This is a genomic window from Actinomadura coerulea, assembly GCF_014208105.1.
Classification (GTDB): domain Bacteria; phylum Actinomycetota; class Actinomycetes; order Streptosporangiales; family Streptosporangiaceae; genus Spirillospora; species Spirillospora coerulea.
This window is the reverse complement of the sequence record NZ_JACHMQ010000001.1, coordinates 3,268,209-3,292,486: the sequence shown is the minus strand read 5'-3', so window position 1 is coordinate 3,292,486 and position 24,278 is coordinate 3,268,209. Positions and strand designations below refer to the sequence as shown.

Sequence of the window (24,278 nt, the reverse complement as noted above, 5' to 3'; positions counted from 1 at the left end):
CGCCGTGGCAGCAAGCTGCCAGCGGATCGCCGCGGCCCCGCGGGCGCAGCACAGTGGACCGCATGACACGACACTTCGATCTCGGCGGCGACCTGCGGATCTCCCGGATGGGCTTCGGCGCGATGCGGCTGCCCGCGAGCACCCGCGGCGGACCCGCGGGCGACCGGGACACCGGAATCAAGATCCTCCAGCGGGCCGTCGAGCTGGGCGTGGACCACGTCGACACGGCCGCGTTCTACTACTACGAGGGCGGCCCCGCGGCCAACGAGATGATCCGCGCCGCGCTCGCCCCCTACCCGCCCGGCCTGGTCGTCGCCACGAAGGTGGGACCGTACCGGGGCCCGGGCGACCCCTTCCCGTCCGGGCAGCTCCCGGCGTCGGAGCTGCGCGCCGAGGTGGAGCGCAACCTCACCGAACTCGGCCTCGACCGGCTCGACCTGGTCTACCTGCGGCCCGGCGGGCTGGAGGCCCCGGGCGACGAGCCGATCGGGGAGCGCTTCGCCGTCCTGGCCGCGCTCCGCGAGGAGGGGCTGATCAGGCACCTCGGACTGAGCCACGTGAGCCTCGCCCAGCTGGAGGAGGCGCGCGGGATCGCGCCGGTCGCGGCCGTCCAGAACCGGTTCGACGTGACGCTGCCGCGGGACGCCGAGCTTCTCGCCGCGTGTGAGCGCGAACACATCGCCTACGCCCCCTACTTCCCGCTCGGCGGGTTCGGCATCCCCGACGACGCGCGCGTCAACGAGGTCGCCGCCCGCCACGGCGCCACCGTCCCGCAGGTGCTGCTCGCCGGGCTGCTGGCCCTGTCGCCGGTGATGCTCGCGATCCCGGGCACCGGCTCCCCGGACCATCTGGAGGAGAACATCGCCGCCGCGGATCTGGTGCTCGCCCCGGAGGACCTCGCCGCCCTGAAGCGGTGAGGACCGCGCGCGCGGTCGCCGGAGCCTCTACCCTGAACGGGTTTGCGATCAGGGGGAGAGGATGTCGACGACGCGGCTGCTGGTGCTCGGCGGGGTGCGCAGGTTCGGGCGGGCGCACGGCTACGAGGTCCGCCGCGAGCTGCTCTCCTGGGGCTCGGACGAGTGGGCCCACGTCAACCCGGGCTCGATCTACCACGCGCTCAGGCAGCTGGCCAAGGAGGGCCTGCTGCACGCCCACGAGGTGGAGGAGAGCGAGGCGGGCCCGCCGCACACCGACTACGAGATCACCGAGGCCGGCCGGGCGGAGTTCCACCGGCTGCTGCGCTCCGCCCTCTCCGCGGTGGACGTCCGGCACCCGGAGATGCTGACCGCGGGCCTGGGGTTCCTCACCGAGCTGCCGCGCGCCGAGGCGCTCGCCCTGCTGCGCGAGCGCCTCGACGGCCTGGCCGCCTGGCGCGCCTCCGTCGCCCCGCCCCTGGACGAGCTCGACCCCTCCGACCACCTGCGCGAGCTGCTCGGCTGGTGGGTCCACTCCGCCGACTCCGCCAGAACCTGGACGCTCGGCGTGATCGAGCGCCTGGAGGCCGGCGCGTACGTCATGGCCGACGAGCGCGGCCCGGGCGGCGCGTAGCCGCGCCGGGCGGCCGGTCGGGCGCCGGTCAGGTGTCGACGAACGTCTTCGGGACGATCACCCGCAGCGCGTTGCCGCGCAGCTTGATCGACACCGGGGTGCGGCCGCGGACCTCGCCGTCCACGTCCACCTGCATCGGCGGGTCGGTCTCGATCTGCACGTTGGTCGTGGTGAGGAAGGCGTCGTCCTCCAGCGACCGCCGCGGGCCGGTGAGCACGTGCCGGGCCGTGGCCGACGCCAGCCGCAGCCGCCGCTCGTCGCCGAGCCGGTACACGGCCAGCAGCCGGTCGTCCGGGCTGGCGTCGCGGGCGATGCGCTGCCCGCTGTGGTGCGCGCCGTTGGCGACGTTCAGCTGGTGCGTCGAGACCTCGTGCGTCTCGCCGTCGATCGTGATGCGGGCGGTGAAGGCCTCGTGCCGGGGCAGCAGGCCCGCCGCCGTCAGCGCGTAGGCGGGGCGCCCGATGAACCGCTTGAGCGTGTGCGGGACGTGCTCGGCGACCTGGACCGACAGCCCGAGGCTGACCATGTTGGCGAAGATGTGCTCGCGGTCGGCGCCCGGCCCCTCGCCCTGCGGGTCGCCCGTCGACTCGAACCAGCCGACGTCGACGTCGGCGACCTTCCCGCCGTCCGGCCGCCCGAGGGCGAGGGTCGCGACCGCGCCCGGCAGGTCCAGCGGCAGCTCCAGGCTGCGGGCGAAGTTGTTGGTGGTGCCGAGCGGCAGCACCCCGAGCGCGACGTCGCGGTGCGCCAGGTGCCCGACCGCCTCGGCCACCGTGCCGTCCCCGCCGCCGACGACCACGAGGTCGGGCTCCAGGGCGAGGACGTCGGCGAACAGCTCCCGCAGCCGGGCGGGGTCGGTCACCGGGAAGACGTGCGGGAACTCCAGACCCGCCTCGCGCAGCAGGCGGCGCGCCGTGCCGTAGAGCCGCCGGCCCCGCCGGGAGCGGGAGTTGATCACCAGTGCCGCGCGCCCGCCGCCCGCGATCGCCGACTCGAGCTCAGCCTTGCTCCGCATCTGGACGCTCCGCATCTCTTCCGGTCGCCCCCTTTCGTCCGCGCCACCCAGGAGGGTACGTGGACCGGAACGTCCGGCCCGACATTTTATAAACCGATTACACAGCGTTGAAACATTCCCGTCAGAGGGAACCTTTACTGCAGGCACCTCTGGACGACCGGGGGAGATCATGCGGTTGCGCGGCTTGGCGGGAGCGGGACTCATCGTCGCGGTCGCGGGGCTGACCGCGTCCATCGCGGCGGGCGGCGCGGCGCCGCCCGGCGCCCCGGCCGACGACGGCGCGGCCGTCGTCGGCGAGCGCCGCCCGCGCCGCCGCGTCCTCGACCTGGCCGTGCGTTCCCCCGTCCTGGCGGGCGTCGCCCACGTCCGCCTCCTCCTGCCTCCCGGCTGGTCCCGCGACGCCTCCCGCACCTGGCCGGCGCTCTGGCTGCTGCACGGGGCCTCCGCGGGCCGGGACGGGCACACCGTGTGGAGCGAGCACAGCGACATCGAGGAGCTGACCGAGGACGCCGATGTGATCGTCGTCATGCCGGACGGCGGCCCGTGCGGCAGCTATACCGACTGGTGGAACCGCGGGGGCGGCGGCGCGCCGAAGTGGGAGACCTTCCACCTCGCCGAACTCCGGCAGATCCTGGAGCGCGGATACCGCGCGGGCCCGAGCCGCGCCGTCGCGGGCAACGCGATGGGCGGGCTGGGCGCGCTGGCGTACGCGGCCAGGCACCGGGGACTCTTCCGGGCGGCGGCGTCGTTCAGCGGGCCGCTGCACACGCTGCACCGCGACCCCTCCGGGCTCGACGTCGCCGACCTCGTCGAACTCGGCGTCGCGATCGGCGCGCCGTCCCTGGACTGGACGGACGTGTGGGGAGACCCCGACGAGCAGCGCGTCGTGTGGCGCCAGCACAACCCCTACGACCTCGCGGGGCGGCTCGCGGGCGTCCGCGTGCACGTCAGCGCCGGGGACGGCGCCCCCGGCCCCTTCGACCGCCCCGGCCCGGGCGGGCGGGAGGCCGCGCCCCGCGACGCGCTGGAGGCCCTCGCCCACACCGTCTCGCGGGAGTTCGCGGGCAAGCTGAAGAAGCTCGGCGTCCCCGTCTCCACGCACTTCTACAGCGGCACCCACACCTGGCCGTACTGGCGCCGCGAGTTGCGGGCCGCGCTGCCCGCCCTGCTCGCGGAGATCTCCTGAACCGCGGTTAGGGTCGGGGCGTGGTCGAACCTCGTTCTGATTCAGCCGTCCCCGCGTTCTGGCGGTCGCTCGGGCTGCCCGGCATCATCGACGTCCACGTCCACTTCATGCCGGAGCGGCTGATGAGCGCGGTGTGGGGGTACTTCGACGAGGCCGGTCCGCTGATCGGCACCGAGTGGCCGATCCGCTACCGGGACTCCGAGCAGGAGCGGCTGGACTTCCTGCGCGGGCTCGGCGTCCGCGCGTTCACCTCGCTCGCCTACCCGCACCGGCCCGGCATGGCCGAGTCCCTGAACGAGTGGGCGGCCCGGTTCGCCGCCCGCGTCCCCGAATGCCTCCAGTCCGCCACGTTCTATCCCGAGCCCGGCGTCGAGGAGTACGTGCGCCGCGCGCTGGACGCGGGCGCCCGCGTCTTCAAGGTCCACCTCCAGGTCGGCGGCTTCGACCCGCGCCTGAAGGAGCTGGACGCGGTCTGGGGGGCGCTCGCCGAGGCCGGCGTGCCCGCCCTCGTCCACGCCGGCTCCGGGCCGGTCGCCAACGGCTTCACCGGGCCCGGCCCGTTCGGCGAGGTGCTCGCCCGCCACCCGCGCCTGACGGCGATCGTCGCCCACCTCGGCGCGCCGGAGTTCGACGGCTTCTTCGCCCTCGCCGACGCCCACGAGCGCGTCCACCTCGACACGACGATGATCTTCACCCGCTTCGCCGCCCTGGCGCCCTTCCCGGACGCGCTGCTGCCCCGGCTGCGCGACCTCGGCCTGGAGGGGCGCATCCTGCTGGGAACCGACTTCCCGAACATCCCCTACGAGTACGCGCACCAGCTGGAGTCGCTGGCCGCGCTGGACCTGGGCGACGACTGGCTGCGCTCGGTCTGCTGGCAAGCCCCCGCCGCCCTCTTCGGCGAACACCGTTGACTTGCGGCGTGTTGCCCTTAAGCGAGCGCCCACAAGGGCAACACGCCGCAAGTCGACGGGGCCGTTTCACGGGTTTTCATGCGGGGTGCCTGGTCAGCGCTGGACGGCTTGTGCCGTCCTTGACAGGCGGCGCGCCGCCGCCGACTGTGGGAGCGCTCCCACTCCGTCGACCGAGGACCCCGCATGAGAACGACCGTGACCTTGAGACTCCGGCGGCCCCGCCTGGTCCCGATCATCGTGGCCGTGCTGCTGGCGCTGGCGTTCGTCCAGGCCGCGCCGCGCCCGGCCGGCGCGGCCGGCGCCGGCTACTGGCACACCAGCGGCCGGCAGCTGCTCGACTCCGCCGGGCAGCCGGTGCGGATGACGGGCATCAACTGGTTCGGCGCCGAGACGTCCAACTACGCCCCGCACGGCCTCTGGTCGCGCGGCTACAAGGACATGCTCGACCAGATCAAGAGCCTGCGCTACAACACGCTGCGGCTGCCCTACAGCAGCCAGCTGTTCGACTCCGGCAGCGCCCCCAACAGCATCGACTACGCCAAGAACCCCGATCTTCAGGGGCTGAACGGGCTGCAGATCCTGGACAAGATCATCGCTTACGCGGGGCGGATCGGGCTCAAGGTCGTCCTCGACCGGCACCGCCCGGACTCCGGCGGCCAGTCCGCGCTCTGGTACACCGCCGCCTACCCGGAGTCGCGCTGGATCTCCGACTGGACGATGCTCGCCCGGCACTACGCGGGCGACACCACGGTCATCGGGGCCGACCTCCACAACGAGCCGCACTCCCCGGCGTGCTGGGGCTGCGGCGACCAGTCGAGGGACTGGCGGCTGGCCGCCGAGCGGGCCGGCAACGCGATCCTCGCGGCCAACCCGAACTGGCTGATCATCGTCGAGGGCGTCAACGACCAGGGGAGCGACAACTACTGGTGGGGCGGCAACCTCCAGGGCGCCGCGCAGTACCCGGTGCGGCTGAACGTCGCGAACCGGCTCGTGTACTCCGCCCACGACTACGCAACGTCGGTGTATCCGCAGCCGTGGTTCGACGACCCGTCCTTCCCGTCCAACCTGGCCGGGATCTGGGACAAGAACTGGGGCTACCTCTACAAGAACAACGTCGCGCCGGTCCTGCTCGGCGAGTTCGGGACGACGCTGGGCGACCCGCGCGACCAGACCTGGCTGCGCACCCTGATGGCGTACCTCGGCAAGGGCACGGGCGGTATCTCCTTCACCTTCTGGTCGTGGAACCCCAACTCGGGCGACACCGGCGGCATCCTCAACGACGACTGGACGACCGTGAACACGGCGAAGCAGGCCTACCTCGACCCCTACCTGCTCGGCGCGGGCGACCCCGGTGGAGACCCCGGCGACCCGGGCACGCCGGGAACGTCCTGCAAGGTCGCCTACACGGTGCAGAACAGCTGGTCGGGCGGCTTCACCGCCCAGGTCACCATCACCAACACCGGCTCCTCGGCGCTGAACGGCTGGACGCTGGAGTTCGCCTTCCCCGGCGACCAGAAGGTCGGCCAGGGGTGGAGCGCGGCCTGGTCGCAGAGCGGCGCCGCCGTCACCGCCAAGAACCTGGACTGGAACGCCTCGGTCGCGCCCGGCGCCTCGCTCTCGGTCGGGTTCCAGGCGACCGGCGCGGCGAGCGGCGCCCCGGCCGCGTTCGAGGTGAACGACAAGGCATGCGAGGTGTGACATGACCCGGAAGGCCTGGCTCGCCGTCGCGGCGGCCGCCGCGCTCCTGCCGTGGGCGGCGCCCCCGGCGCAGGCCGCGGACGGGCCCGCGCTGACCGTCGACCCGTCCGCGTCGCGGCACGCGATCAGCCCCTACGTGTACGGGATGAACTTCGCGTCCGAGGACCTCGCCAAGGAACTGCGCCTCCCCGTCCGGCGGTGGGGCGGCAACGCGACGACCCGCTACAACTACCTCTACGACGAGACCAACCGCGGCTCGGACTGGTACTTCGAGAATGTGCCCGGCCCCGCGCCGGACCCCGCGAAGCTCCCCGACGGCTCGGAGACCGACCAGTTCACCGAGCAGGACCGCCGGACCGGCACCGGCACGCTCCTGACCGTCCCGCTGATCGGCTGGACGCCGAAGGCCCGCGACTACACCTGCGGGTTCGGCATCGCCAAGTACGGGCCGCAGCAGGGCGCCGACGCCCAGTGGCGGCCCGACTGCGGCAACGGGGTGAAACCGGACGGCTCGAACGTCACGGGCAACGACCCGGCCGACACGAGCGTCCCGGCCGGTCCCCAGTACGTCACCGACTGGCTGTCCCATCTGACCGGCAAGTACGGCCGGGCCGACGGTGGCGGCGTGCGCTTCTACGATCTCGACAACGAGCCCGACCTCTGGCACGCCACGCACCGCGACGTGCACCCGGAGGGCGCCGGGTACGACGAGATGCGCCGCCAGACGTACGCGATCGCCTCCGCCGTGAAGGCCGCCGACCCGGGGGCCAAGACGCTCGGCCCGGTCGGCTGGGGCTTCCAGTCGCTGACGATGTCGGGCCTGGACAAGCAGACCTGCGACCGGCAGGGCGGCGACTGCTGGGCGAACCCGCCGGACCGGGCGGCGCACGGCGGCGTCCCGTTCGCGGACTGGTACCTGCGGCAGATGAAGGCCTACGAGCAGGAGCACGGGACCCGCATCCTCGACTACTTCGACGAGCACATCTACCCGCAGCAGGCCGGGGTGTCCTCCACCGGCCCGGGCGACGCGGCGACGCAGGAGCTGCGGCTGCGCTCCACCCGGCAGCTGTGGGACCCCTCCTACACCGACGAGAGCTGGATCGGCCAGCCGATCGACTTCATCCCGCGGATGCGCGGGCTCGTGGACCAGAACTATCCGGGCACCAAGCTGGCGATCACCGAGTACAACTGGGGCGCGCTCGGCCACCTGAACGGCGCGCTCGCCCAGGCGGACGTCCTCGGGATCTTCGGGCGGGAGGGCCTCGACCTCGCGACGCTGTGGGCGCCGCCGGGCGCGTCCGACCCGGGCGCCTACGCCTTCCGCATGTACCGGAACTACGACGGCGCGGGCGCCTCGTTCGGCGAGACGTCCGTCCGCGCGTCGAGCGCCGACCAGGGCAGGCTCGCGGTGTACGCCGCCGAGCGCTCGGCCGACAAGGCGCTCACCCTCATGATCGTGAACAAGTCGCTCACCGACGACCTCACCAGCACGGTCTCGGTCGCCGGACGGTCGGGCGCGGCGGCCGGGCGCGTCTACCGGTACGGCGGCGCCGACCCGGGCGCGATCGTCCGCGCGCCGGACGTGGCGGTCGGGGCGGACGGGTTCACCTCGACGTTCCCCGCGTCCTCGATCACGCTGGTCGAGATCCCGGCGGGCGGCGGGCCGGCCGCCCCGGCCTGCGCGGCCGGCTACTCGGTGCAGAGCCAGTGGGGGACCGGCTTCACCGCGCAGGTCACCGTCACCAACACCGGGACCTCGCCCATCGAGGGCTGGACGCTCGGGTTCGCCTTCACCGCGGGCCAGCGGGTCACCCAGGGGTGGAGCGCGGCCTGGTCGCAGAGCGGCCCGGACGTGACCGCCCGCAACCTCGACTGGAACCGGACGATCCGGCCGGGAGGCTCGGTGACGATCGGCTTCAACGGATCGAGCGGCGGGACGAACCCGCCTCCGGGCGCGTTCGAGGTGAACGGCGCCGCCTGCGCCACCCGCTGATCACGGGGGGCGGCGCGGCCGCGCGGCCCTAGTGGTCGCACGGCGCGCCGCCCGCGTGCTCGTGGGGCTCGGCGGCCTCCGCCACATGGCGGGGGCCGTGCGCGTCGTCGCAGTGGACGTGCCCGCCGCCGGACGGCTCGGGAACGTGGTCGACCTCCAGCGTCGTGTGCGTGATCGCGTAGGCGTCGCGCAGCAGCTCCTGCAGGTCGCGGCGGACGGCGTGGCAGTCTCCCTGGGAGTCGACGAGCACGTGCGCCGACAGCGCCGGGTAGCCCGAGCTGACCTCCCACACGTGCAGGTCGTGGACCTCCTCGACGCAGGGGCGCCCGGCGAGCCGCGCGCCGAGCTCGGACGGGTCGATCCCGGCGGGCGCCGCCTCCATGAGCACCCGGCCCGCGTCCCGCAGCAGCCGGTAGCCGGCCTTGAGCATCAGCGCGGCCACCACCAGCGAGGCGATCGCGTCCGCGCGGGCGAAGCCCGTCGTCCACACGACCAGGCCCGCGACCGCGGTCGCGATGAACGCGAACAGGTCGTTCAGGATGTGCTGGAACGCGCCCTCGACGTTCAGGCTGCGCCGGTCCGCCCGGCTGATCAGCATGGTCGCGGCGACGTTGACGGCGATGCCCGCCAGGGCCGTCCAGAAGACGAACTGGCCCTCCACCGCGGGCGGCTCGATCAGCCGCCGGACGCCCTCGTACACGAAGTAGACGGTGAGCAGGATCAGCGTCAGCCCGTTCAGCTGCGCGGACAGGATCTCGGCGCGGCGCAGGCCGAAGGTGTACCCGCCCTTCGGGGGGCGGGCGGCGATGCGCATGGCGACCAGCGCCAGCGCGATCGCGAACGCGTCGGTCATCATGTGCGCGGCGTCGGTGATCAGTGCCAGCGACCCGGCGAGCAGGCCGATGACCACCTCGACCGACATGTAGGCGATGATCAGCGCGAGCGCGCCGGTCAGCAGCCGCCGGTCGGCGCCCGCGGAGACGGCGTGCCCGTGGCCGTGGCCGTGCCCTCCGTCCTTCTCCCGCTTCCCGGGCGTGTCCTCGCGGTCCCCGGTCATGTGCCTTCCTCCCCGTGGCCGACGTGGGTGAGGGCGAGATCGAGCAGCAGCCGGACGTGCGAGTCGTCCAGCCGGTAGTAGGCCATCCGGCCGGCGCGGCGGACGCGCACGACGCGGTTGGCGCGCAGCAGGCGCAGCGCGTGCGAGACCGCCGACTCCGAGTGCCCGCAGGACGCGGCGATGTCGCACACGCACATCTCTCCCCCTTCGAGCAGCGCGGTGATCACACGCAGCCGGCCGGGGTCGGACAGCAGCCCGAACACCTGCGCCAGCTCGGTGATCGTCTCCGTGTCCGGCAGGGACGCCGAGACGGCGGCGACCTTCGCGGCGTCGACCACCCGCACGGCGCAGGCGTCCGGGGCGACGACATCTGAAGCACTGCTCATATGAGCAAAGATAGCGCACATGTCAGGACGTCGCGGGCGCGGGCTCCCTCGACGGCGGCAGGGAGACCGGCCCGTGCGTCGCCTCGCCCGGCGTCTCCTTCCCTCCGGCGCCGGTACCCGGGTCCTGCGTGACCACGCCAGGCGACGGCGACGAGAGCGCGGGGCCGGGGGTCTGCGGCCCGGGCGTCCCGGTCCCCGGTGACCGCGCGCCGGGCGTCTCCGGCCCGGGCGTCCCGGAGCCGGGCGGCTCCGTGCCGGGGGACTCGGTGCCGGGCGTCTCCAGGCCCGAGCCGTCCGGCGCGGGGGAGTCGCCCGCCACGACCTCGGTCTCCGTCGGCGGCAGCGCGGTCGGTGGCCCGTCCGACGCTCCCTCGGTGGCGCGGGGGCGGGCGAACCCCATCGTGGCGTCCGGGTCGACGAGGACGAAAGTGGTGATCGCTCCCTTGCGGGAATCCCGCGGCTGTATCCGGGTGACATTCCCCTTCTCGAACCCCGGCCAGGACCGGCCACTGTACGAGGCGTTCGGGGTGGAGATCTTTTTGTCGGGCGGACTGAGAGGATTGCCGCAATTGCACTTCACTGTGGGCACTCCGTAACCATTGACCAGAACGCCCATTCCGGCCTGAAGGACGGCGGGGTCGCTCACGGCCTCCCCGTCCCGGTACCCGTGGTTGGTGACGAGCGTGTCGGTGCGCAGCAGCACCGGCGTCTGCCGCGACACGTACCGCGGGATCTCGCCCACCGGGATGCCCTGCACCCGCGCCCACGCCCGCGCCTTGTCGGGATGGGCCCGCAGGAAGGCGACGAGCCGCTTCCTGTCGCAGGTCGAGGCCCGGCGCGTGCCGCCGTAGAGGCCCGGCGCGTCCCCCTCCCTGGTGCCGCCCGCCCGCGGCCTCGCCTTCACATCGACCCGGTCGGTGCCGGACGCCAGCGTGTACGGGTCGGGTCCCGGCGATCCCACCGTCAGCCGCGTGATGGTCGCGCCGGCGTCCCCGCAGCCGGTCAGCACGCCGGCCGCGACGAGGGCCGCGAGGCACCCCGCCAGCGGCACGGCACCGGCGCCGGACCGCGCAATCGTCGAACGAATCTGCAGCATCTTCTTCTCCCGCTTCGGGCTCGCCGAACCTATACTCTTCGATGCCGGGCGGAGCGGTTTTGTGCCCGCGGTAATGCTCAATTTTTTCGAGAGGGTGCGAATGGCGGGTCCTGTTCCCCTCACCGCGTCCGACCCCACCCGGCTCGGACGGTGGGAGCTGCTCGGCCGGATCGGCGCCGGCGGCCAGGGCGCGGTGTACCTCGGCCGGCCCGCCGAGCCGGGGGCCGGGCCGTCCCGCGTCGCCGTCAAGCTGCTGCACGCCCAGCTCGTCGGGGACGCCGACGCCCGCGAGCGGTTCGTGCGCGAGATGGCCGTCCTGGAGCGGGTCGCCGGGTTCTGCACCGCCCAGATGCTCGCCGCCGACGTGGCGGGCGACCGCCCCTACATCGTCAGCGAGTACGTGCCGGGGCCGTCGCTGCGCGCCCTCGTCCACGACCAGGGGCCGCGCACCGGCGCGGCGCTCGACCGGCTCGCGATCAGCTCGGTGACGGCGCTGTCGGCGATCCACCGCGCGAACGTCGTGCACCGCGACCTCAAGCCGCAGAACGTGCTGATGGGCCCGGACGGGCCGCGCGTGATCGACTTCGGGATCGCCCGCGCGTTCGACGCGAGCGCGACGATGACGAGCCAGGTCGTCGGCACGCCCGCCTACATGGCGCCCGAGCAGTTCACCGGGCGGGTCGGGCCGTCGGCCGACCTGTTCGCCTGGGCGAGCACCCTGCTGTTCGCCGCCACCGGCCGCGACCCCTTCGCGGGCGGCCCGCTGCCCGCGGTGATGTACCGGATCCTGCACGAGACGCCCGACCTCGGCGCGCTGCCCGGCCCGCTCGCCGAGGTCGCCGCCGCCTGCCTCGCCAAGGAACCGCAGGCCCGCCCCACCTCCGAGGACGTCCTGCTCTGGCTGCTCGGCGAGAGCGAGCGGCACGCCCGGCTGGAGATCCCCACCGAGCACCCCACGGAGGACTTCGCCGGCCCGACGGCGCCGGTCCCGAGGTCCGCGTCCGAGGGCGAGCCGTGGCCGGCCCCCGGCCCGGCCGTCCAGTCCTCCCCGGAGCAGACGCCGACCTGGTCCGGCCCGCCCACGTCCGCGCCCGCACCCCCGTCGCCCGAACCCGCGCCCGGAACCGGGCCCGCGCCAGGCCCCGCGCCCGCCGCCGGACCCGCGTTCGGATTCGCGCCCGGGCCGGCGCCCGCGCCCGCTTCGCTGCCCCGGTCGCCCCGAGGCGTCCGGACGCTGCGGCGCGGCCCCGCGGTCGTGGCCGGCCTGCTCCTCGCCGGCGTGCTCGCCGCCCTGGACGTCGCCGCCCTCGCGATCCTGATCGCGCGGCCTTCCCTCAGCGAGGGCCACCGGGGCGGCCTGCTGCCCGTGGTCGCCTCGTCGTTCGCCGTCGTCGCCGTCGTCACGCTCGTCGGAGTGATCCTGGCGTGGCGCGGCAGCCGCGCCGCGGCGGGGACGGTGATGGCCGCCCGTGTCGCCCGCGTCGCGATGTGGGCGGCCTGGGGGGCGCTCGTCGAGATCCAGCCGGCCGCCCTGACCGGCCACGCCCTGCTGACCGCCTCAGTGGTGCTCCTCCTGGTCCGCGGCCTGTCCCGCTCGCCGGTCTGAGGCGCTCACCGGTCACCGGCGGCGCGCTCGGACCACTCCTTGAGGTCGCGGCGTTCGATGGCGGCGGCCATCAGCCCGGGGAAGGCGTCGGGGGTGCACGCGAAGGCCGGGACGCCCATCGCGGCCAGGGCCGCCGCGTTGTCGTGGTCGTAGGCGGGCGCCCCCTCGTCCGACAGGGCGAGCAGGACGACGACCTGCACGCCCGCCGCCGTCAGCGCCGCGACCCGCTGCAGCATCTCGTCGCGGACCCCGCCCTCGTACAGGTCGCTGATCAGCACGAGGGTCGTCTCGGCCGGCCGCGTGACCAGGCCCTGGCAGTACGCGACGGCGCGGTTGATGTCGGTGCCGCCGCCGAGCTGCGTGCCGAACAGCACCTCGACCGGGTCGTGGAGCTGGTCGGTGAGGTCCACGACGCTGGTGTCGAACACCACCAGCGACGTGCGCAGCGACCGCATCGACGCCAGCACCGCCCCGAACACGCTCGCGTACACCACCGACGCCGCCATCGAGCCGCTCTGGTCGATCGCGAGGACCACGTCCCGCTTGACGGCCTGCCGCCGCCTGCCGTACCCGATCAGCCGCTCCGGCACGAGCGTTCCCTGCTCGGGCAGGTAGTGGCGCAGGTTGGCGCGGATGGTGCGGTCCCAGTCGACGTCGGCGAGCCGCCTCGGGCGCAGGACCCGCGCCGACCGGTCGAGAGCCCCGCCGACGGCCGAGCGGGTCTTCTGCGCGAGCCGCCGCTCCAGGTCGCGCACGACCGTGCGCACCACCGCGCGCGCCGACTCCCTGGCCTTGTCGGGCAGCACCTTGTTCAGCGACAGCAGCGTCCCGACGAGGTGGACGTCGGGCTCGACCGCGTCCAGCATCTCCGGCTCCAGCAGCAGCCGGGTGAGGTCGAGGCGCTCGATCGCGTCCTTCTGCATCACCCGCACGACGCTCGACGGGAAGTACGCGCGGATGTCGCCCAGCCACCGGGCCACGGAGGGCGCCGAGTCGCCGAGGCCGGCGCCGCGCCGCCCCGGCCGCGGCCGACCCCCGCCGCCGCCGGCCCCGTAGAGCCGCTCCAGCGCGCCGTCCATCCGGACGTCGTCGCCGGCCAGCGCCACGCCGGTCCCGTCGGCCTGGTCGCCGCCGAGCACCAGCCGCCAGCGCCGCAGCCGCTCGTCCACGCTCTCGCCGGTCCCGCTCCCGTTCGTCATGCAGGCCTCTCCCATCCGAGGATCCGCAGGGCGGTGGCGGCCGCCGGCGCCGCCCGGGCCTCGTCGACGTCGTCCTCCGGCGGCCGGTCCCGCCCGGCGGGGGCACGGCCGCGGCGGCGGAGCCGCTCGCCGATGGCGCGGCGCTCGGCGGCGGGGTAGGCGCCGAACGTGCGGCGCAGAAGGGGCAGGACGTCGGTGAACGAGTCGGCGGGCAGGCCGGCGACCCACTCGTCGACGAGCCGCAGGAGCGCCTCGTCGTGCATGAGCAGGAGGCCGCCGCCGGCGAGGAAGCCCTCGACCCAGGCGGCGGCGCGGTCGGGCGCCGCGCCGACGGACACGGCGCGCGCCATCCGGTCGGGGACGTCGTCCAGCCGCCCGGCGTCCAGCAGCAGGCGGGTCAGGCGTCCCTCGATCAGGCCGTGCAGGGCGCCCGGGCGGTCGAGCAGGCCCTCCAGGGCGCGGCGCCAGCGCTCGATGTGGCCCTCGTCGGCGAGCAGGGACAGGGCGCCGTGGACGGCGTCGACGTGGCCGAGGAACTCGCGGGCGGCGTCGTCGTCCAGCCCGGTGATCGCCGGCGGGAGCCCGACGCAGACCCGGACGACGAGGCCGTCGACCACCGTGCGCAGCGGCCCGGTGGAGGTGCCGCGGACGTCGCCGTAGCGCAGCGCGCGCACCAGCGCGGGCATCGCCGCCATCAGGTGCGCGACGTCGGTGTCGACCGCGGCGCGGTCGGCAAGGGCGCGCATGACCGCGGGGAGCGCGTCGCCGAGGTCGGCGAGCAGGCACCGCTCGGCCACGGCGGTGAGGTCGGCGAGGGCGGTGGCGCTCCCGGCCGCCTCCCGCGCGCGGGCGGTGCTCGCTCCGCGCACGGTGGTGCCCCACGCGCTCGCCTCGATCAGCTCGACGTCGAACTCGGGGCGCCAGAGCAGCGTCCACGTCTCGCGGAACGTGCCCTTGGAGCGGCTCTCCGACGGGACCCCCCAGTTCACGTCCAGCATGCGGAGCCGGTGCAGCAGGCGGCTGCGCTCGAGGTCGGTGGGCTTGCGCAGGTCGAGGTCCTGCTCCTTCTCCAGCGCGCTCGGCCTGAGCCTGAGCCGCCGCTGCTCGGCCTGCAGGTCGCGCTGCAGCGGCACCATCGGGGTGCGTTCCGGGACGGCGCCGAGCCGCTCGCCGACGACCATCCGGTCCTGGATGATCCGGACGGGCAGCTCGGCGCCCTCGCACAGGACGGCGCGGGTCGCCTCGGTGACCTCGTCCAGCCCGGCGAGGGGGCGCCCGCGCAGCGCGGCCAGGGCCTCGGCGAGCCGGACGGCCTCGATCACGTGCGCGGAGGAGACGTGCAGGTCCTCCTCGCGCAGGACGCGGGCGGCGGCGGTCAGCCAGCGCTCGATCGGGCGGTCACGGGCCGCGAACAGGTGGTGGTACCAGCCGGGGGAGCGCACCCCTGCGCCGTAACCGGACCGCCCGGCGAGCCGCCCGTGCGTCCACGGCACCCACGTCATGGCCACCCTGGTCTTCGGCAGGCCGCGCAGCGTCCTGTCGTCGCGGGCCGCCGGGACCTTGGCGCGCAGGGCCGGGACGTGCCACGCCCCGCAGACCACGGCGACCCGCTCGTGCCCCTCCCTGAGGGCGCGGCGCACCGTCCTGCGCATGTGGGCCTCGCGCTGCTCCTCCCGCGCGGCCGGTTCGAGTTCGCCGCGCAGCTCCGCCATGGCCTCGGCGATGGCGGGGAACGGGGACGGGCCGCCGTGGCGGTGCTCGACCACGTCGTCCCACCACCGCTCGGCGTCGTCGTACCCGGCGGCCTTGGCGAGCCAGCCGAGCGGGTCGAGCCTGAGGCCCTCCTCGGGCGGCTCCTCCTCCGCCGGGACGAGCTGGTTCGCGGCGGGCAGGTCGCAGAACCGGACGGGCACGCCCGCCGACAGCGCGTACCTGATCGCCTGCCATTCCGGGCTGAACTCGGCGAACGGCCAGAACGCGGCCCTGCGGTCGCCGTCGGCCGGGACGGGGGAGTAGGCGAGCAGGGCGACCGGCGGCACCATCTCCGGGTCGCCCGCCAGCTCCACGATCGCGTCGGCCTCAGGAGGCCCCTCGACCAGCACCGCGTCCGGCTTGAAGTCCTCCAGCGCACCCCGCAGCGCGCGGGCCGACCCCGGCCCGTGGTGCCGGACGCCGAAGACTTCGACCTGGCTCAAGAGACCTCCCGGCAGGCGCGGTAGAAGTCGCGCCACTCGGGGCGGTCCCGGACGACCGCCTCCAGGTACTCCTGCCACACGACGCGGTCGGACACCGGGTCCTGGACGACGGCGCCGACGATCCCGCCCGCCACGTCCGCGGCGCGCAGCACGCCGTCGCCGAAGTGCGCGGCCAGCGCCAGCCCGCTGGTGATCACCGAGATGGCCTCGGCGGTGCTGAGGGTCGCGCTGGGCGACTTCAGCTTGGTGCGCCCGTCGGCCGTGGCCCCGGACCGCAGCTCCCGGAACACCGTGACGACGCGCCGGATCTCCTCCAGGCCCGCCGGGCTCTCGGGCAGCTCCAGCCCGGCGCCGATCTGGTCGACGCGGCGCGCGACGATCGCGACCTCGTCCTCGACGGACTCCGGCAGCGGCAGCACGACCGTGTTGAACCGGCGGCGCAGCGCGCTGGACAGCTCGTTCACGCCCCGGTCGCGGTCGTTGGCGGTCGCGATGACCGTGAAGCCCTTGCGCGCCTGCACCTCGGTGTTCAGCTCGGGGACGGGCAGCGTCTTCTCCGACAGGACGGTGATGAGGGTGTCCTGGACGTCGGAGGGCATCCGGGTCAGCTCCTCGATGCGGGCGACGGAGCCGCGCCGCATCGCGCGCATCAGCGGGCTCTCCACCAGCGCCCGCTCCGAGGGGCCCTCGGCGAGCAGCCGCGCGTAGTTCCAGCCGTAGCGGATCGCCTCCTCCGCCGTGCCGGCCGTGCCCTGCACGAGCAGCGCGGAGTCGCCGCTGATCGCGGCGGCGAGATGCTCCGACACCCAGGTCTTCGCCGTGCCCGGGACGCCGAGCAGCAGCAGCGCCCGGTCGGTCGCGAGCGTCGCCACCGCGACCTCCATCAGCCGGCGCGGCCCCACGTACTTCGGGCTGATCGCCGTGCCGTCCGGCAGTTCGCCGCCGAGCAGGTACGCGGTGACCGCCCAGGGCGACAGCCGCCAGCCGGGCGGCCGGGGCCGGTCGTCGTGCTCGGCCAGCCGCGCCAGCTCGGCGGCGTGCTCCTGCTCGGCGTGCGGCCGCAGCACGGCGCCCTCGGTCGGCGCGGGTGAACCGCCCCCGGGGCCCGCCGGGCCTGCCTCTTCGGTCACTGGTCAAGCTCCTTCAGCATCTCGTCGCGGAAACGCAGGGTCGCGATCAGGTCGGTCACGGCGCGCGGCGCGGCCGGTCCGAGGGCCGCCAGGCGGGCCGCGGCGGCCGGGTCGAGCCGCTGGTCGGCGAGCCGGCACAGCTGCGTGATCAGGTGCTCGTCGCGGCGGGTGGGGGACTCGGCGGACGCGCTCAGCGTCGCGACCACCGCCGCCGCGAGCGGCCCGGCCCACGGGCCGGGCACCCGTTCCAGGACGCGCAGCAGGCCGGGGCGCCCCTCCACCCAGCGGATCAGGTCGGCCGCCGCCGGGTCGCGCTCCGGGCCGGGCAGGACCGACAGCAGGTCGGCGAGGGCCTCCGGCTCGTCGACCATGACGCCGCCCCTGAGCAGCGCCCGCGCCCAGCCGGTGTCGCGCTGGCCGAGGGCGGCGCGGGCCCAGCCGATGTGGACGTCGCGCCCGTCGGAGTCGGCGACGGGCAGGCACACGATCTCCATGGGCGGCAGCCCGAGCAGCTCCGTCCAGGCCGACAGCGGGGTGCGGGCCAGGATCTCGCGGAGCCACGCGGCCCGCGTCCCCACCGGGGAGCCCCCGCCGCGCGGCGCGAACGACCCGGTCGGATGGAACGGGACGCCGTCGCGCGCCAGGTCCTCGTCGTGGGCGTGCGGTGGCTCCACCCGGATCCACGTCTGCCTGCGGCCCTGGACCGTGCGCTCCTCCGCGGTCAGGCAGGCCCGGGCCCGCGCCGCCATGCGCTCCCCGTACGCCGAGCCCGGCATGCGGGCCAGCAGATCGGACGCGATCTGGCGGACGTCCTTCCCGCGGTCGCCCAAGGCCTCCTCGAGGAACTCCTCGTCGTCGAGGGAGAGCCCATGCGCGAACGTGGCGATGAACGCCGCGCGGTCGGGCGCCGGCTCCTTCGCCCAGGTTCCCTGGAGAAGCTCCCGCGCGCGCTCTGGCTCGGTCTCGCGAAGCATGGTCAGGTAGGCCACCCGCCGGTTGCGCGTCCCGGTCTCCCACACTTCGGGGCCGCCGCCGGGGTCGTCGCCGGAACCCACCAGGTAGGCCCAGTCGGTGTTCTGCAGGGCAAGCCACACGCCGCGCCGCCCGCACGCCCTGGCGATCGAGGGCCGCAGCATCCGGTCGCTGCGCCCCCGCTCCAGCAGTTCGGGGAGCGACTGGGCGGGCACCCGCAGACCCCGGGCGGCCGCCGCGTCCAGCCATTCGGGCAGCACCCGGATCTGCTCGCCGCCGAGGATGCGCCGCAGCCGGGCCGCCGCCGCCCTCGGCACGGCCGGGACGTCCTCCACGGGGGCCAGCGCCACCGGCTCGGGGGCCGCCCCGGACGGGACCTGCCCGGCCCGCCGCCGGACGGCCAGCAGCGCCGCCTGGTCGAGCAGGCGGCCCGCCCTGTCGCCGTCGCCGTCACGGCCGCCGGGCGCCTCCGCGAGGACGGGCGGGTCGCGGCGCTCGGTGCCCAGCAGCGCGGCGGTGACGTGCTCGTCCCACGCCGTCACATGATCACCGTCCCCTCGTCCTCGTGCCATGCGGCCAGCGGGCGCAGGCCGCGCGGGCGCCACTCCCCGGCCAGGGTGACCGGACCGCCGCCCGACAGGGCGAGCAGCCGCCACGGCTCGCCCATCCGCAGCGGCAGCGCGTCTCCGGCGCCGTCGACGACGTGCAGGCCGCCCTCCTCGGTACGCGCCAGGCGGACGCCTTCCAGCGTCGCGGGCCAGCGGTCCAGCCAAGGGTCGAGCGCGAGGGCGGCCGCGTGCTCGTCGAGGAAGCCCTGGACGGACGTCCCCGCGGGCGTGCCCCGCATGGGCGCCCCGTACCGCTCGGCGACCAGCGCCCGCAGCGGCTGCGCGCCCGGGTAGAAGGCCAGCTCCGCGTCGACCTGCATACCCACGACGAGCGAACCGTCCAGGGACGTGCCCGGCGCGGCGAAGGACAGCACGAGCGCGGGGCGCCCCGTCCGGTTCCCGCGGAGCCACACCCTGCGCGTGGTGAGCAGGTCTTGCGCGGTGTCGCGCGACCCGGTCACCGACCACAGGTCGCGGACGCGCTCCCCGCCGGACAGCACCTCCTCCTGCGGGACGGTGAACCCGACCCGCGAGCGGACCGTCTCGCGCAGCCCCTCGGGCAGCTCGTCCCGCCGCTGGTAGGCCCGGACGAGCAGCCGCAGCAGCGCGTACTCCTCCAGCAGTCGCCCCGGCCAGCCGGGCCGGCGCGGGATCGCGGCCAGGCCCCTGACCGGCCCCGCCAGCGCCCCCGCCTGCGCGTCGACGAGCCGCCGAGCCGCGTCGTCCCACAGCCGGTAGGGGGCCTTCTCCGCCTGCGCGAGGCCGTGCGCGACCTGGTCGCGGAGCCACTGGTCGAGCTCGGCGAGCCCGTCGTCGACCCGCCTGGCCCGCCGCTCCGCCGTCTTCGGGTCGCGCGCCTTGGCCGCCGGGGCGGCCCGCCGCTCGGCCGCCCGGTCGGCCCGCTCCCGGCGGTCCTCCACCCACTCGGCGACCCACGCGGGACGCGACCCACTCTCGACGCCCTCACCCGCGGGGGGACGACCTCCAGCACCCCCCGGAGCGCCTTCGGCTTCTACCCCTGCGGGGGGACGACCCCCCGCACCCCCCGGAGCGCCTTCGGCTTCTACCCCTGCGGGGGGACGACCCCCCGCACCCCCCGGAGCGCCTTCGGCTTCTACCCCTGCGGGGGGACGACCCCCCGCACCCCCCGGAGCGCCTTCGGCTTCTATGAGGCCGTCGGCCCACAGGAACAGCAGCGCCAGGGCGTGCTTGCACGGGAACTTGCGGCTCGGGCACGTGCACCGGAACGCCGGGCCGGTCAGGTCGGCGCACGTCCGGTAGGAGGACTTGCCGCTGCCACGGCACTCGCCCCAGACGGCCTCGTCGTCGCACCCCGTCCCCGCCCACTTGGCGGGCTTGGCGACGCCGCCCGCCGCCCTGGCGGACGACGCGTCGGGCGCGAGCCCGAGCACCTGCTCACGAGACCACCGATCCCTCACACAACCGAAACTATCGGCGCCCTCGGACAATCGGCGGCACCGCGGCCCCGTCCGGCGTCAGCCCACCCCGCCGAAGCCCGGTGGCGTGGGGAGGTCGGGCAGCGAGACGTCCGGGATGAGGAGCGCGCCGCCCGCCAGCAGCGCCAGCAGGGCGGTGACCGCGAACAGGCCCACCCAGGCGAGCCCGGGGACGCCGGTGAGGTGGTGGAGCTGGTCGGCGTCGGAGCTCGGCGCCATGTGCCGGGCCCGCATCCGCTGGAGCTCGATCACCGGGCGGGTGCCCGCCAGCAGCAGGAACCAGGCGGCCAGGTAGGCGAACCCGGCCTGCACCGTGGCGCTGCCCAGCCACGACACCGCGAACACCAGCGCGCCCGTGACGATCACCGACAGCGCGCCGTAGGCGTTGCGGATCATGATGAGCATCGCGGCGAGCAGCGCCAGGGTGAACCACAGCATCAGCGTGATGCGGCCGTCCTCCAGCAGCAGCGCGAACAGCAGCCCGAGCAGCGGCGGCGTGACGTACCCCGCCATCGCCGTGAAGATCATGCCGATGCCGTGCGGCTTGCCGCGCGACACGGTCACGCCCGAGGTGTCGGAGTGCAGCTTGATGCCGTCCAGCTTGCGGCCGAAGATCAGCGCGACCAGCGCGTGCCCTCCCTCGTGCGCGATCGTGACGGTGTTGCGCGCCATCCGCCAGGTCGGGCCGTGCACCACCGAGGCGAGCGCCGCGAGGCCGACAAGGGCCACCAGCCACCACGGCGGATCCGGCTGCGTTCCCGTCACCCGGTGCCACAGGTCGGCGATGCTCACGTTTTCCACGTCCACCTCGGAGTCGTCGTCGCGATGCCCAACATTAGGACGTTCCGGATAACGTTCGCGTTCGGATCTCGAACCGGCGGACGGGGCATGCCGCGTTCCGCCCCCCAAGTGATCGATGTCATGGCGGATCACCCGCAACCCGCAGGACCGGTATCGATCTACCAGGCCGATCTCCGCAAACCCGTTCCGGAGCGCCCCGTATTGCCGTTATGGTGCCTTCGCGCCCCGGGCCAGCGGCTCCCTGCTCCCGGCGCGCCGAGAGGGTGAGCGGGGATTGAACGGGGACCGATCCTCCGCGCGGACCACCGGCCCGCGCGGTCTTTTCCGAATCTTCCGGCGTGACAGGCTGACCGGCCAGATCGCCGCCGGGCTCGTCGGCGTGCTCGCCGTGGGCGCGCTCGTCTACGGCGTGGGCACGGCCAGCGCGCGGTACCGGCTCTCGGACGTGGGGGCCTGGCTGAGCGCGAGCGGCAGGGGCCTGGTCGTGCACGCCAACGGGCTGGCCGGCAAGGTCGACGGCAAGACCGCGGTGGTGCCGCAGATGCGCGGCCACCGCATCAAGGTCGTCCAGGACGGCGCCACGGTGCTGCTGGTCGACGAGGACACCGGCGTCGTGAGCCGGATCGACCCCTCCCAGCTCAAGATCACCAAGAGCCGGCAGGCCGGCGGGCCGGGCATGCAGGTGCTCTCCGGCGCCGGCGCCGCCTACACGGTCGACCTCGTCAAGGGCGCCGTCCAGCAGATCGACCCGGTGACCCTGGCGCCGGTCGGCGGCGCCGCGACCCTCACCGCGCCGCTCGGGCAGGCGGGCATCGACGCCGACGGCGCGCTGTGGGTGCCCGTCCCGCAGACGGGCGGAGTGGTCCCGTTCAGGTCGGGCCGCCGGGGCGAGCCCGTGGCGGCCGGGAAGGCCGGCGACCGCCTCGCGCTGACGATCGCCGCCGGACGGCCCGTGATCATCGACGGCACGTCCGCGACGGCGCTGATCGTCCGCCCCGAGGGCACGCAGCGGGTCAACCTGCCCGCGCCCGTCGCGCGGGCCGCGGACGGCGTCAAGGTCCCGGCGGCCGCCGACGGGCAGACCGTCCCGATCCTCGGCGCGGGCGGCTCCCTCTACCTCCTGGACACCGGCGTCGGACGGGTCGACTCGGTGGCCCTGCGCGTGCCGGACCACGCCTTCGATCCCCCCAACGTCCTCGGGGACCGCGTCTACCTGCCCGACCGGACGTCCGGCCGGCTGCTGGTCTTCAACACCGAGCGCAACGCCTGGGAGCGGCCCGTGGCGGCCGCCCGTCCCGGCGGCACGATCGAGATGCTCGTCCGCGACCACATGCTGTGGGTGAACGACCCCGACGGACCCACCGCCCTCGCCTTCGGCCCGGACGGCGCCGTCAAGCGCATCGAGAAGTACGACGACAAGGTCCCCGGCAGCGCGCGGCGCCCGCTGCCCGTCCAGGCCGATCCGGGCGGCGGGCAGGGCAACCGCAACAGGGGCGGCGGGGGCCCCGGCGGGTCCACGACCGTCACGCCGCCGCCGGCCAGGCCGCCGGTGAAGAAGGACCCCACCGCGCCCGACCCGCCCACGCCCGCCGCGTCCGGCGACAACGGCTCGATCAAGGTGCGGTTCACGGCGGCCGCGCAGCCGCAGGGCGTCTACCCCGTGGCCCGGTTCGTCCTGCTCGGCCAGAACGGCAGGCCGGTCGCGGGCGCGAGGCCGGCGCGGTTCCCCGGGGCCGTGCAAGGCGGGACGTTCACCGTCGGCGGCCTGACCTGCGACACGACCACCCACGTCTACAAGGTGGCCGCCGAGTACAAGGGGAAGGACGGCAAGCCCGCCTACAGCGAGTCCGGCGAGGTGGGCGCCACCGCCTGCACCGCCCCCGGCCCGCCGACCGCACTCGAAGCGACCGCCGTCAACCACGGCGCGGACCTCGCCTGGTCCCCCTCGTCCGGTTTCGACGTCACCTACGACATCACCTGGAACGGCGGATCGGCCTCGACCAGGGCGACCTCGCACCAGGTCAGGAACCTTGCCAACGCGAGGACGTACACGCTGAAGGTGACCGCCCGCAACGGCGCCGGATCGTCCACGGCGGTGAGCGCGTCGGCAGACCTCAACCCGGACGCGCACGCCCAGCCCTACTCCGGCCACAACAACGACAACACCAACACGTACCTGCACACTGGCCCGGGTACCGGCACCCCGCGCGACGGGGAGTTCCCCAAGGGCTTCACAGGCCAGGTGACGGTGTACTGCCAGCAGAGATCCGACACCGTCAAGGACCTGAACAACCCCAGCCTCGTCAGCGACGTCTGGGACAAGATCCAGTACGACGGCCGGACGCGCTGGGTCAGCGACCTCTACGTGAACACCCCCGGCTCGAACTCGGGGACGTTCTCTTCGTCACTGTGGGAGTGCACCTGATGACCGAGAACCCCGGGACGAACGCGGCGGTGGACGCGGACGCGCTGGCCGGGCGGTTCGCGCAGATGTTCGCGGCGCTGGCGGGCAACATCGAGCGGGTCGTGCGCGGCAAGCGGGAGAAGGTCGAACTGGCGCTGACCTGCCTGCTGGCCGAGGGGCACCTGCTGGTCGAGGACGTCCCCGGCGTCGGCAAGACGACGCTGGCGCGGGCGATCTCGGCGTCCGTCGAGGCCAAGTGGGCGCGCATCCAGTTCACGCCCGACCTGCTGCCCAGCGACATCACCGGCGTGTCGATCTTCAACCAGGGGACGGGCGAGTTCGAGTTCCACCCCGGGCCGATCTTCGCGAACCTGGCCGTGGCGGACGAGATCAACCGCGGCTCGCCCAAGACGCAGTCGGCGCTGCTGGAGGTCATGGAGGAGCGCCGCGTCACCGTCGAGGGCGTCCCGCACCCGGTGCCGCGCCCGTTCATGGTGATGGCCACGCAGAACCCCGTCGACATGGACGGCACCTATCCGCTGCCGGAGGCGCAGCTCGACCGGTTCCTGATGCGGATCTCGATGGGCTACCCCGACCACCAGGCCGAGGTGGCGCTGCTCGCCGGGGCGCCGACCGGCGCGGTGCTCGACCAGATGCCGCCGGTGCTGAGCCGCGAGGACCTCGCCCGGATGATCGACTTCGCGCAGCGGCTGCACGTCGCGCCGCCGCTGTACGACTACCTCGTGCGCGTCGTCGCGGTCACCCGCGAGCACCCGGACCTGCGGCTCGGCGCGAGCCCGCGGGCGGGCATCGCGCTGCTGCGCGCCGCGCGGGTGCGGGCGGCGGCGGCCGGCCGCTCCTACATCGTGCCCGAGGACGTCAAGGCGCTCGCGGTCCCCGTCATCGCGCACCGGCTGATCGTCACGCCGGAGGCCGAGCTGCGCGGGCGCTCGGGCGCCGACGTGGTCGCCGAGGCGCTGGGCGACGTGCCGACGCCGCAGGCCGCCGGGGTGTGA

General features: G+C 74.7%; 19 protein-coding genes and 1 pseudogene. 9 read left to right on the top strand and 11 right to left on the bottom strand.

Features of this window, described 5'->3' with window-relative positions:
- Positions 1 to 62 precede the first annotated feature (62 nt).
- Both BKA00_RS15075 and BKA00_RS15070 read left to right on the top strand, forming a co-directional pair.
- Entirely contained in the window at positions 63 to 917 is an 855-nt protein-coding gene (locus tag BKA00_RS15075; RefSeq protein ID WP_185025566.1) for an aldo/keto reductase, read from the top strand.
- A 61-nt stretch (positions 918 to 978) separates the two neighbouring features.
- Complete coding sequence (locus BKA00_RS15070) at positions 979 to 1,548, top strand: PadR family transcriptional regulator (protein WP_185025565.1); 570 nt, start codon at positions 979 to 981, stop codon at positions 1,546 to 1,548.
- Between the two features lie 28 nt (positions 1,549 to 1,576).
- Here BKA00_RS15070 and BKA00_RS15065 read toward each other — a convergent pair whose 3' ends face one another.
- Positions 1,577 to 2,563, bottom strand: coding sequence for a diacylglycerol/lipid kinase family protein (locus tag BKA00_RS15065; protein WP_185025563.1), 987 nt, complete (start codon positions 2,561 to 2,563; stop codon positions 1,577 to 1,579).
- A 169-nt stretch (positions 2,564 to 2,732) separates the two neighbouring features.
- Here BKA00_RS15065 and BKA00_RS15060 point away from each other — a divergent pair, with 169 nt between their 5' ends.
- The 4 genes from BKA00_RS15060 to BKA00_RS15045 all read left to right on the top strand — a co-directional run bounded on the left by BKA00_RS15060 (position 2,733) and on the right by BKA00_RS15045 (position 8,351).
- Positions 2,733 to 3,749, top strand: coding sequence for an alpha/beta hydrolase (locus BKA00_RS15060; protein WP_185025561.1), 1,017 nt, complete (start codon positions 2,733 to 2,735; stop codon positions 3,747 to 3,749).
- A 20-nt stretch (positions 3,750 to 3,769) separates the two neighbouring features.
- Positions 3,770 to 4,660 (top strand): amidohydrolase family protein, encoded by an 891-nt coding sequence (locus tag BKA00_RS15055; protein WP_185025559.1) that lies wholly within the window; start codon positions 3,770 to 3,772, stop codon positions 4,658 to 4,660.
- A gap of 183 nt (positions 4,661 to 4,843) precedes the next feature.
- Positions 4,844 to 6,358 carry a cellulase family glycosylhydrolase gene (locus BKA00_RS15050; protein ID WP_185025557.1) on the top strand — a complete coding sequence of 505 codons (1,515 nt, stop codon included), beginning with the start codon at positions 4,844 to 4,846 and terminating at the stop codon, positions 6,356 to 6,358.
- Between the two features lies 1 nt (position 6,359).
- Positions 6,360 to 8,351, top strand: a complete 1,992-nt coding sequence (locus BKA00_RS15045) for a glycoside hydrolase family 44 protein (RefSeq protein ID WP_185025555.1) — start codon at positions 6,360 to 6,362, stop codon at positions 8,349 to 8,351.
- 28 nt (positions 8,352 to 8,379) lie between these two features.
- Here the strand turns inward: BKA00_RS15045 and BKA00_RS15040 are convergent, their stop codons facing one another.
- The 3 genes from BKA00_RS15040 to BKA00_RS15030 are packed head-to-tail and all read right to left on the bottom strand — an operon-like array spanning position 8,380 to position 10,890.
- Positions 8,380 to 9,408 (bottom strand): cation diffusion facilitator family transporter, encoded by a 1,029-nt coding sequence (locus BKA00_RS15040; protein ID WP_185025554.1) that lies wholly within the window; start codon positions 9,406 to 9,408, stop codon positions 8,380 to 8,382.
- Positions 9,405 to 9,794: an ArsR/SmtB family transcription factor gene (locus tag BKA00_RS15035; RefSeq protein WP_185025553.1), complete on the bottom strand. Its 390-nt coding sequence runs from the start codon at positions 9,792 to 9,794 to the stop codon at positions 9,405 to 9,407. Before BKA00_RS15035 ends, BKA00_RS15040 begins: the two co-directional genes overlap by 4 nt.
- A gap of 22 nt (positions 9,795 to 9,816) precedes the next feature.
- Positions 9,817 to 10,890 (bottom strand): FecR/PupR family sigma factor regulator, encoded by a 1,074-nt coding sequence (locus tag BKA00_RS15030; RefSeq protein ID WP_185025551.1) that lies wholly within the window; start codon positions 10,888 to 10,890, stop codon positions 9,817 to 9,819.
- Between the two features lie 100 nt (positions 10,891 to 10,990).
- Between BKA00_RS15030 and BKA00_RS38945 the strand changes: the two genes are divergently transcribed.
- The gene (locus BKA00_RS38945; protein WP_230299270.1) at positions 10,991 to 12,496 is read left to right on the top strand and encodes a serine/threonine-protein kinase; all 1,506 of its coding nucleotides are present in this window, start codon (positions 10,991 to 10,993) and stop codon (positions 12,494 to 12,496) included.
- Positions 12,497 to 12,501: 5 nt separating this feature from the next.
- Here BKA00_RS38945 and BKA00_RS15020 read toward each other — a convergent pair whose 3' ends face one another.
- The 7 genes and pseudogenes from BKA00_RS15020 to BKA00_RS14995 all read right to left on the bottom strand — a co-directional run bounded on the left by BKA00_RS15020 (position 12,502) and on the right by BKA00_RS14995 (position 20,858).
- Complete coding sequence (locus tag BKA00_RS15020) at positions 12,502 to 13,695, bottom strand: VWA domain-containing protein (protein WP_185025549.1); 1,194 nt, start codon at positions 13,693 to 13,695, stop codon at positions 12,502 to 12,504.
- Positions 13,692 to 15,890, bottom strand: coding sequence for a DUF5682 family protein (locus tag BKA00_RS15015; protein ID WP_221493162.1), 2,199 nt, complete (start codon positions 15,888 to 15,890; stop codon positions 13,692 to 13,694). Before BKA00_RS15015 ends, BKA00_RS15020 begins: the two co-directional genes overlap by 4 nt.
- Positions 15,887 to 17,020 carry an ATP-binding protein gene (locus BKA00_RS15010; protein ID WP_185025547.1) on the bottom strand — a complete coding sequence of 378 codons (1,134 nt, stop codon included), beginning with the start codon at positions 17,018 to 17,020 and terminating at the stop codon, positions 15,887 to 15,889. Before BKA00_RS15010 ends, BKA00_RS15015 begins: the two co-directional genes overlap by 4 nt.
- Positions 17,017 to 18,534, bottom strand: a complete 1,518-nt coding sequence (locus BKA00_RS15005) for a DUF5691 domain-containing protein (protein WP_185025545.1) — start codon at positions 18,532 to 18,534, stop codon at positions 17,017 to 17,019. Before BKA00_RS15005 ends, BKA00_RS15010 begins: the two co-directional genes overlap by 4 nt.
- On the bottom strand, positions 18,531 to 19,520 hold the full coding sequence (locus tag BKA00_RS15000; RefSeq protein WP_420829727.1) for an SWIM zinc finger family protein: 990 nt from the start codon (positions 19,518 to 19,520) through the stop codon (positions 18,531 to 18,533). Before BKA00_RS15000 ends, BKA00_RS15005 begins: the two co-directional genes overlap by 4 nt.
- 267 nt (positions 19,521 to 19,787) lie before the next feature.
- Positions 19,788 to 20,012: pseudogene (locus BKA00_RS40825) on the bottom strand (SWIM zinc finger family protein); the annotation flags it as partial.
- Between the two features lie 84 nt (positions 20,013 to 20,096).
- Positions 20,097 to 20,858 carry a M50 family metallopeptidase gene (locus BKA00_RS14995; RefSeq protein WP_185025541.1) on the bottom strand — a complete coding sequence of 254 codons (762 nt, stop codon included), beginning with the start codon at positions 20,856 to 20,858 and terminating at the stop codon, positions 20,097 to 20,099.
- 274 nt (positions 20,859 to 21,132) lie between these two features.
- Here BKA00_RS14995 and BKA00_RS14990 point away from each other — a divergent pair, with 274 nt between their 5' ends.
- On the top strand, positions 21,133 to 23,283 hold the full coding sequence (locus BKA00_RS14990; RefSeq protein ID WP_185025539.1) for a fibronectin type III domain-containing protein: 2,151 nt from the start codon (positions 21,133 to 21,135) through the stop codon (positions 23,281 to 23,283).
- Positions 23,283 to 24,278, top strand: coding sequence for an AAA family ATPase (locus BKA00_RS14985; protein ID WP_185025537.1), 996 nt, complete (start codon positions 23,283 to 23,285; stop codon positions 24,276 to 24,278). The genes BKA00_RS14990 and BKA00_RS14985 overlap by 1 nt, the downstream gene beginning before the upstream one ends.

Coding starts and splice junctions, on each gene's coding strand:
- BKA00_RS15075 (WP_185025566.1), top strand. CDS start 63: ATGACACGACACTTCGATCTCGGCGGCGACCTGCGGATCTCCCGGATG.
- BKA00_RS15070 (WP_185025565.1), top strand. CDS start 979: ATGTCGACGACGCGGCTGCTGGTGCTCGGCGGGGTGCGCAGGTTCGGG.
- BKA00_RS15065 (WP_185025563.1), bottom strand. CDS start 2,563: ATGCGGAGCAAGGCTGAGCTCGAGTCGGCGATCGCGGGCGGCGGGCGC.
- BKA00_RS15060 (WP_185025561.1), top strand. CDS start 2,733: ATGCGGTTGCGCGGCTTGGCGGGAGCGGGACTCATCGTCGCGGTCGCG.
- BKA00_RS15050 (WP_185025557.1), top strand. CDS start 4,844: ATGAGAACGACCGTGACCTTGAGACTCCGGCGGCCCCGCCTGGTCCCG.
- BKA00_RS15045 (WP_185025555.1), top strand. CDS start 6,360: ATGACCCGGAAGGCCTGGCTCGCCGTCGCGGCGGCCGCCGCGCTCCTG.
- BKA00_RS15040 (WP_185025554.1), bottom strand. CDS start 9,408: ATGACCGGGGACCGCGAGGACACGCCCGGGAAGCGGGAGAAGGACGGA.
- BKA00_RS15035 (WP_185025553.1), bottom strand. CDS start 9,794: ATGAGCAGTGCTTCAGATGTCGTCGCCCCGGACGCCTGCGCCGTGCGG.
- BKA00_RS15030 (WP_185025551.1), bottom strand. CDS start 10,890: ATGCTGCAGATTCGTTCGACGATTGCGCGGTCCGGCGCCGGTGCCGTG.
- BKA00_RS38945 (WP_230299270.1), top strand. CDS start 10,991: ATGGCGGGTCCTGTTCCCCTCACCGCGTCCGACCCCACCCGGCTCGGA.
- BKA00_RS15020 (WP_185025549.1), bottom strand. CDS start 13,695: ATGACGAACGGGAGCGGGACCGGCGAGAGCGTGGACGAGCGGCTGCGG.
- BKA00_RS14985 (WP_185025537.1), top strand. CDS start 23,283: ATGACCGAGAACCCCGGGACGAACGCGGCGGTGGACGCGGACGCGCTG.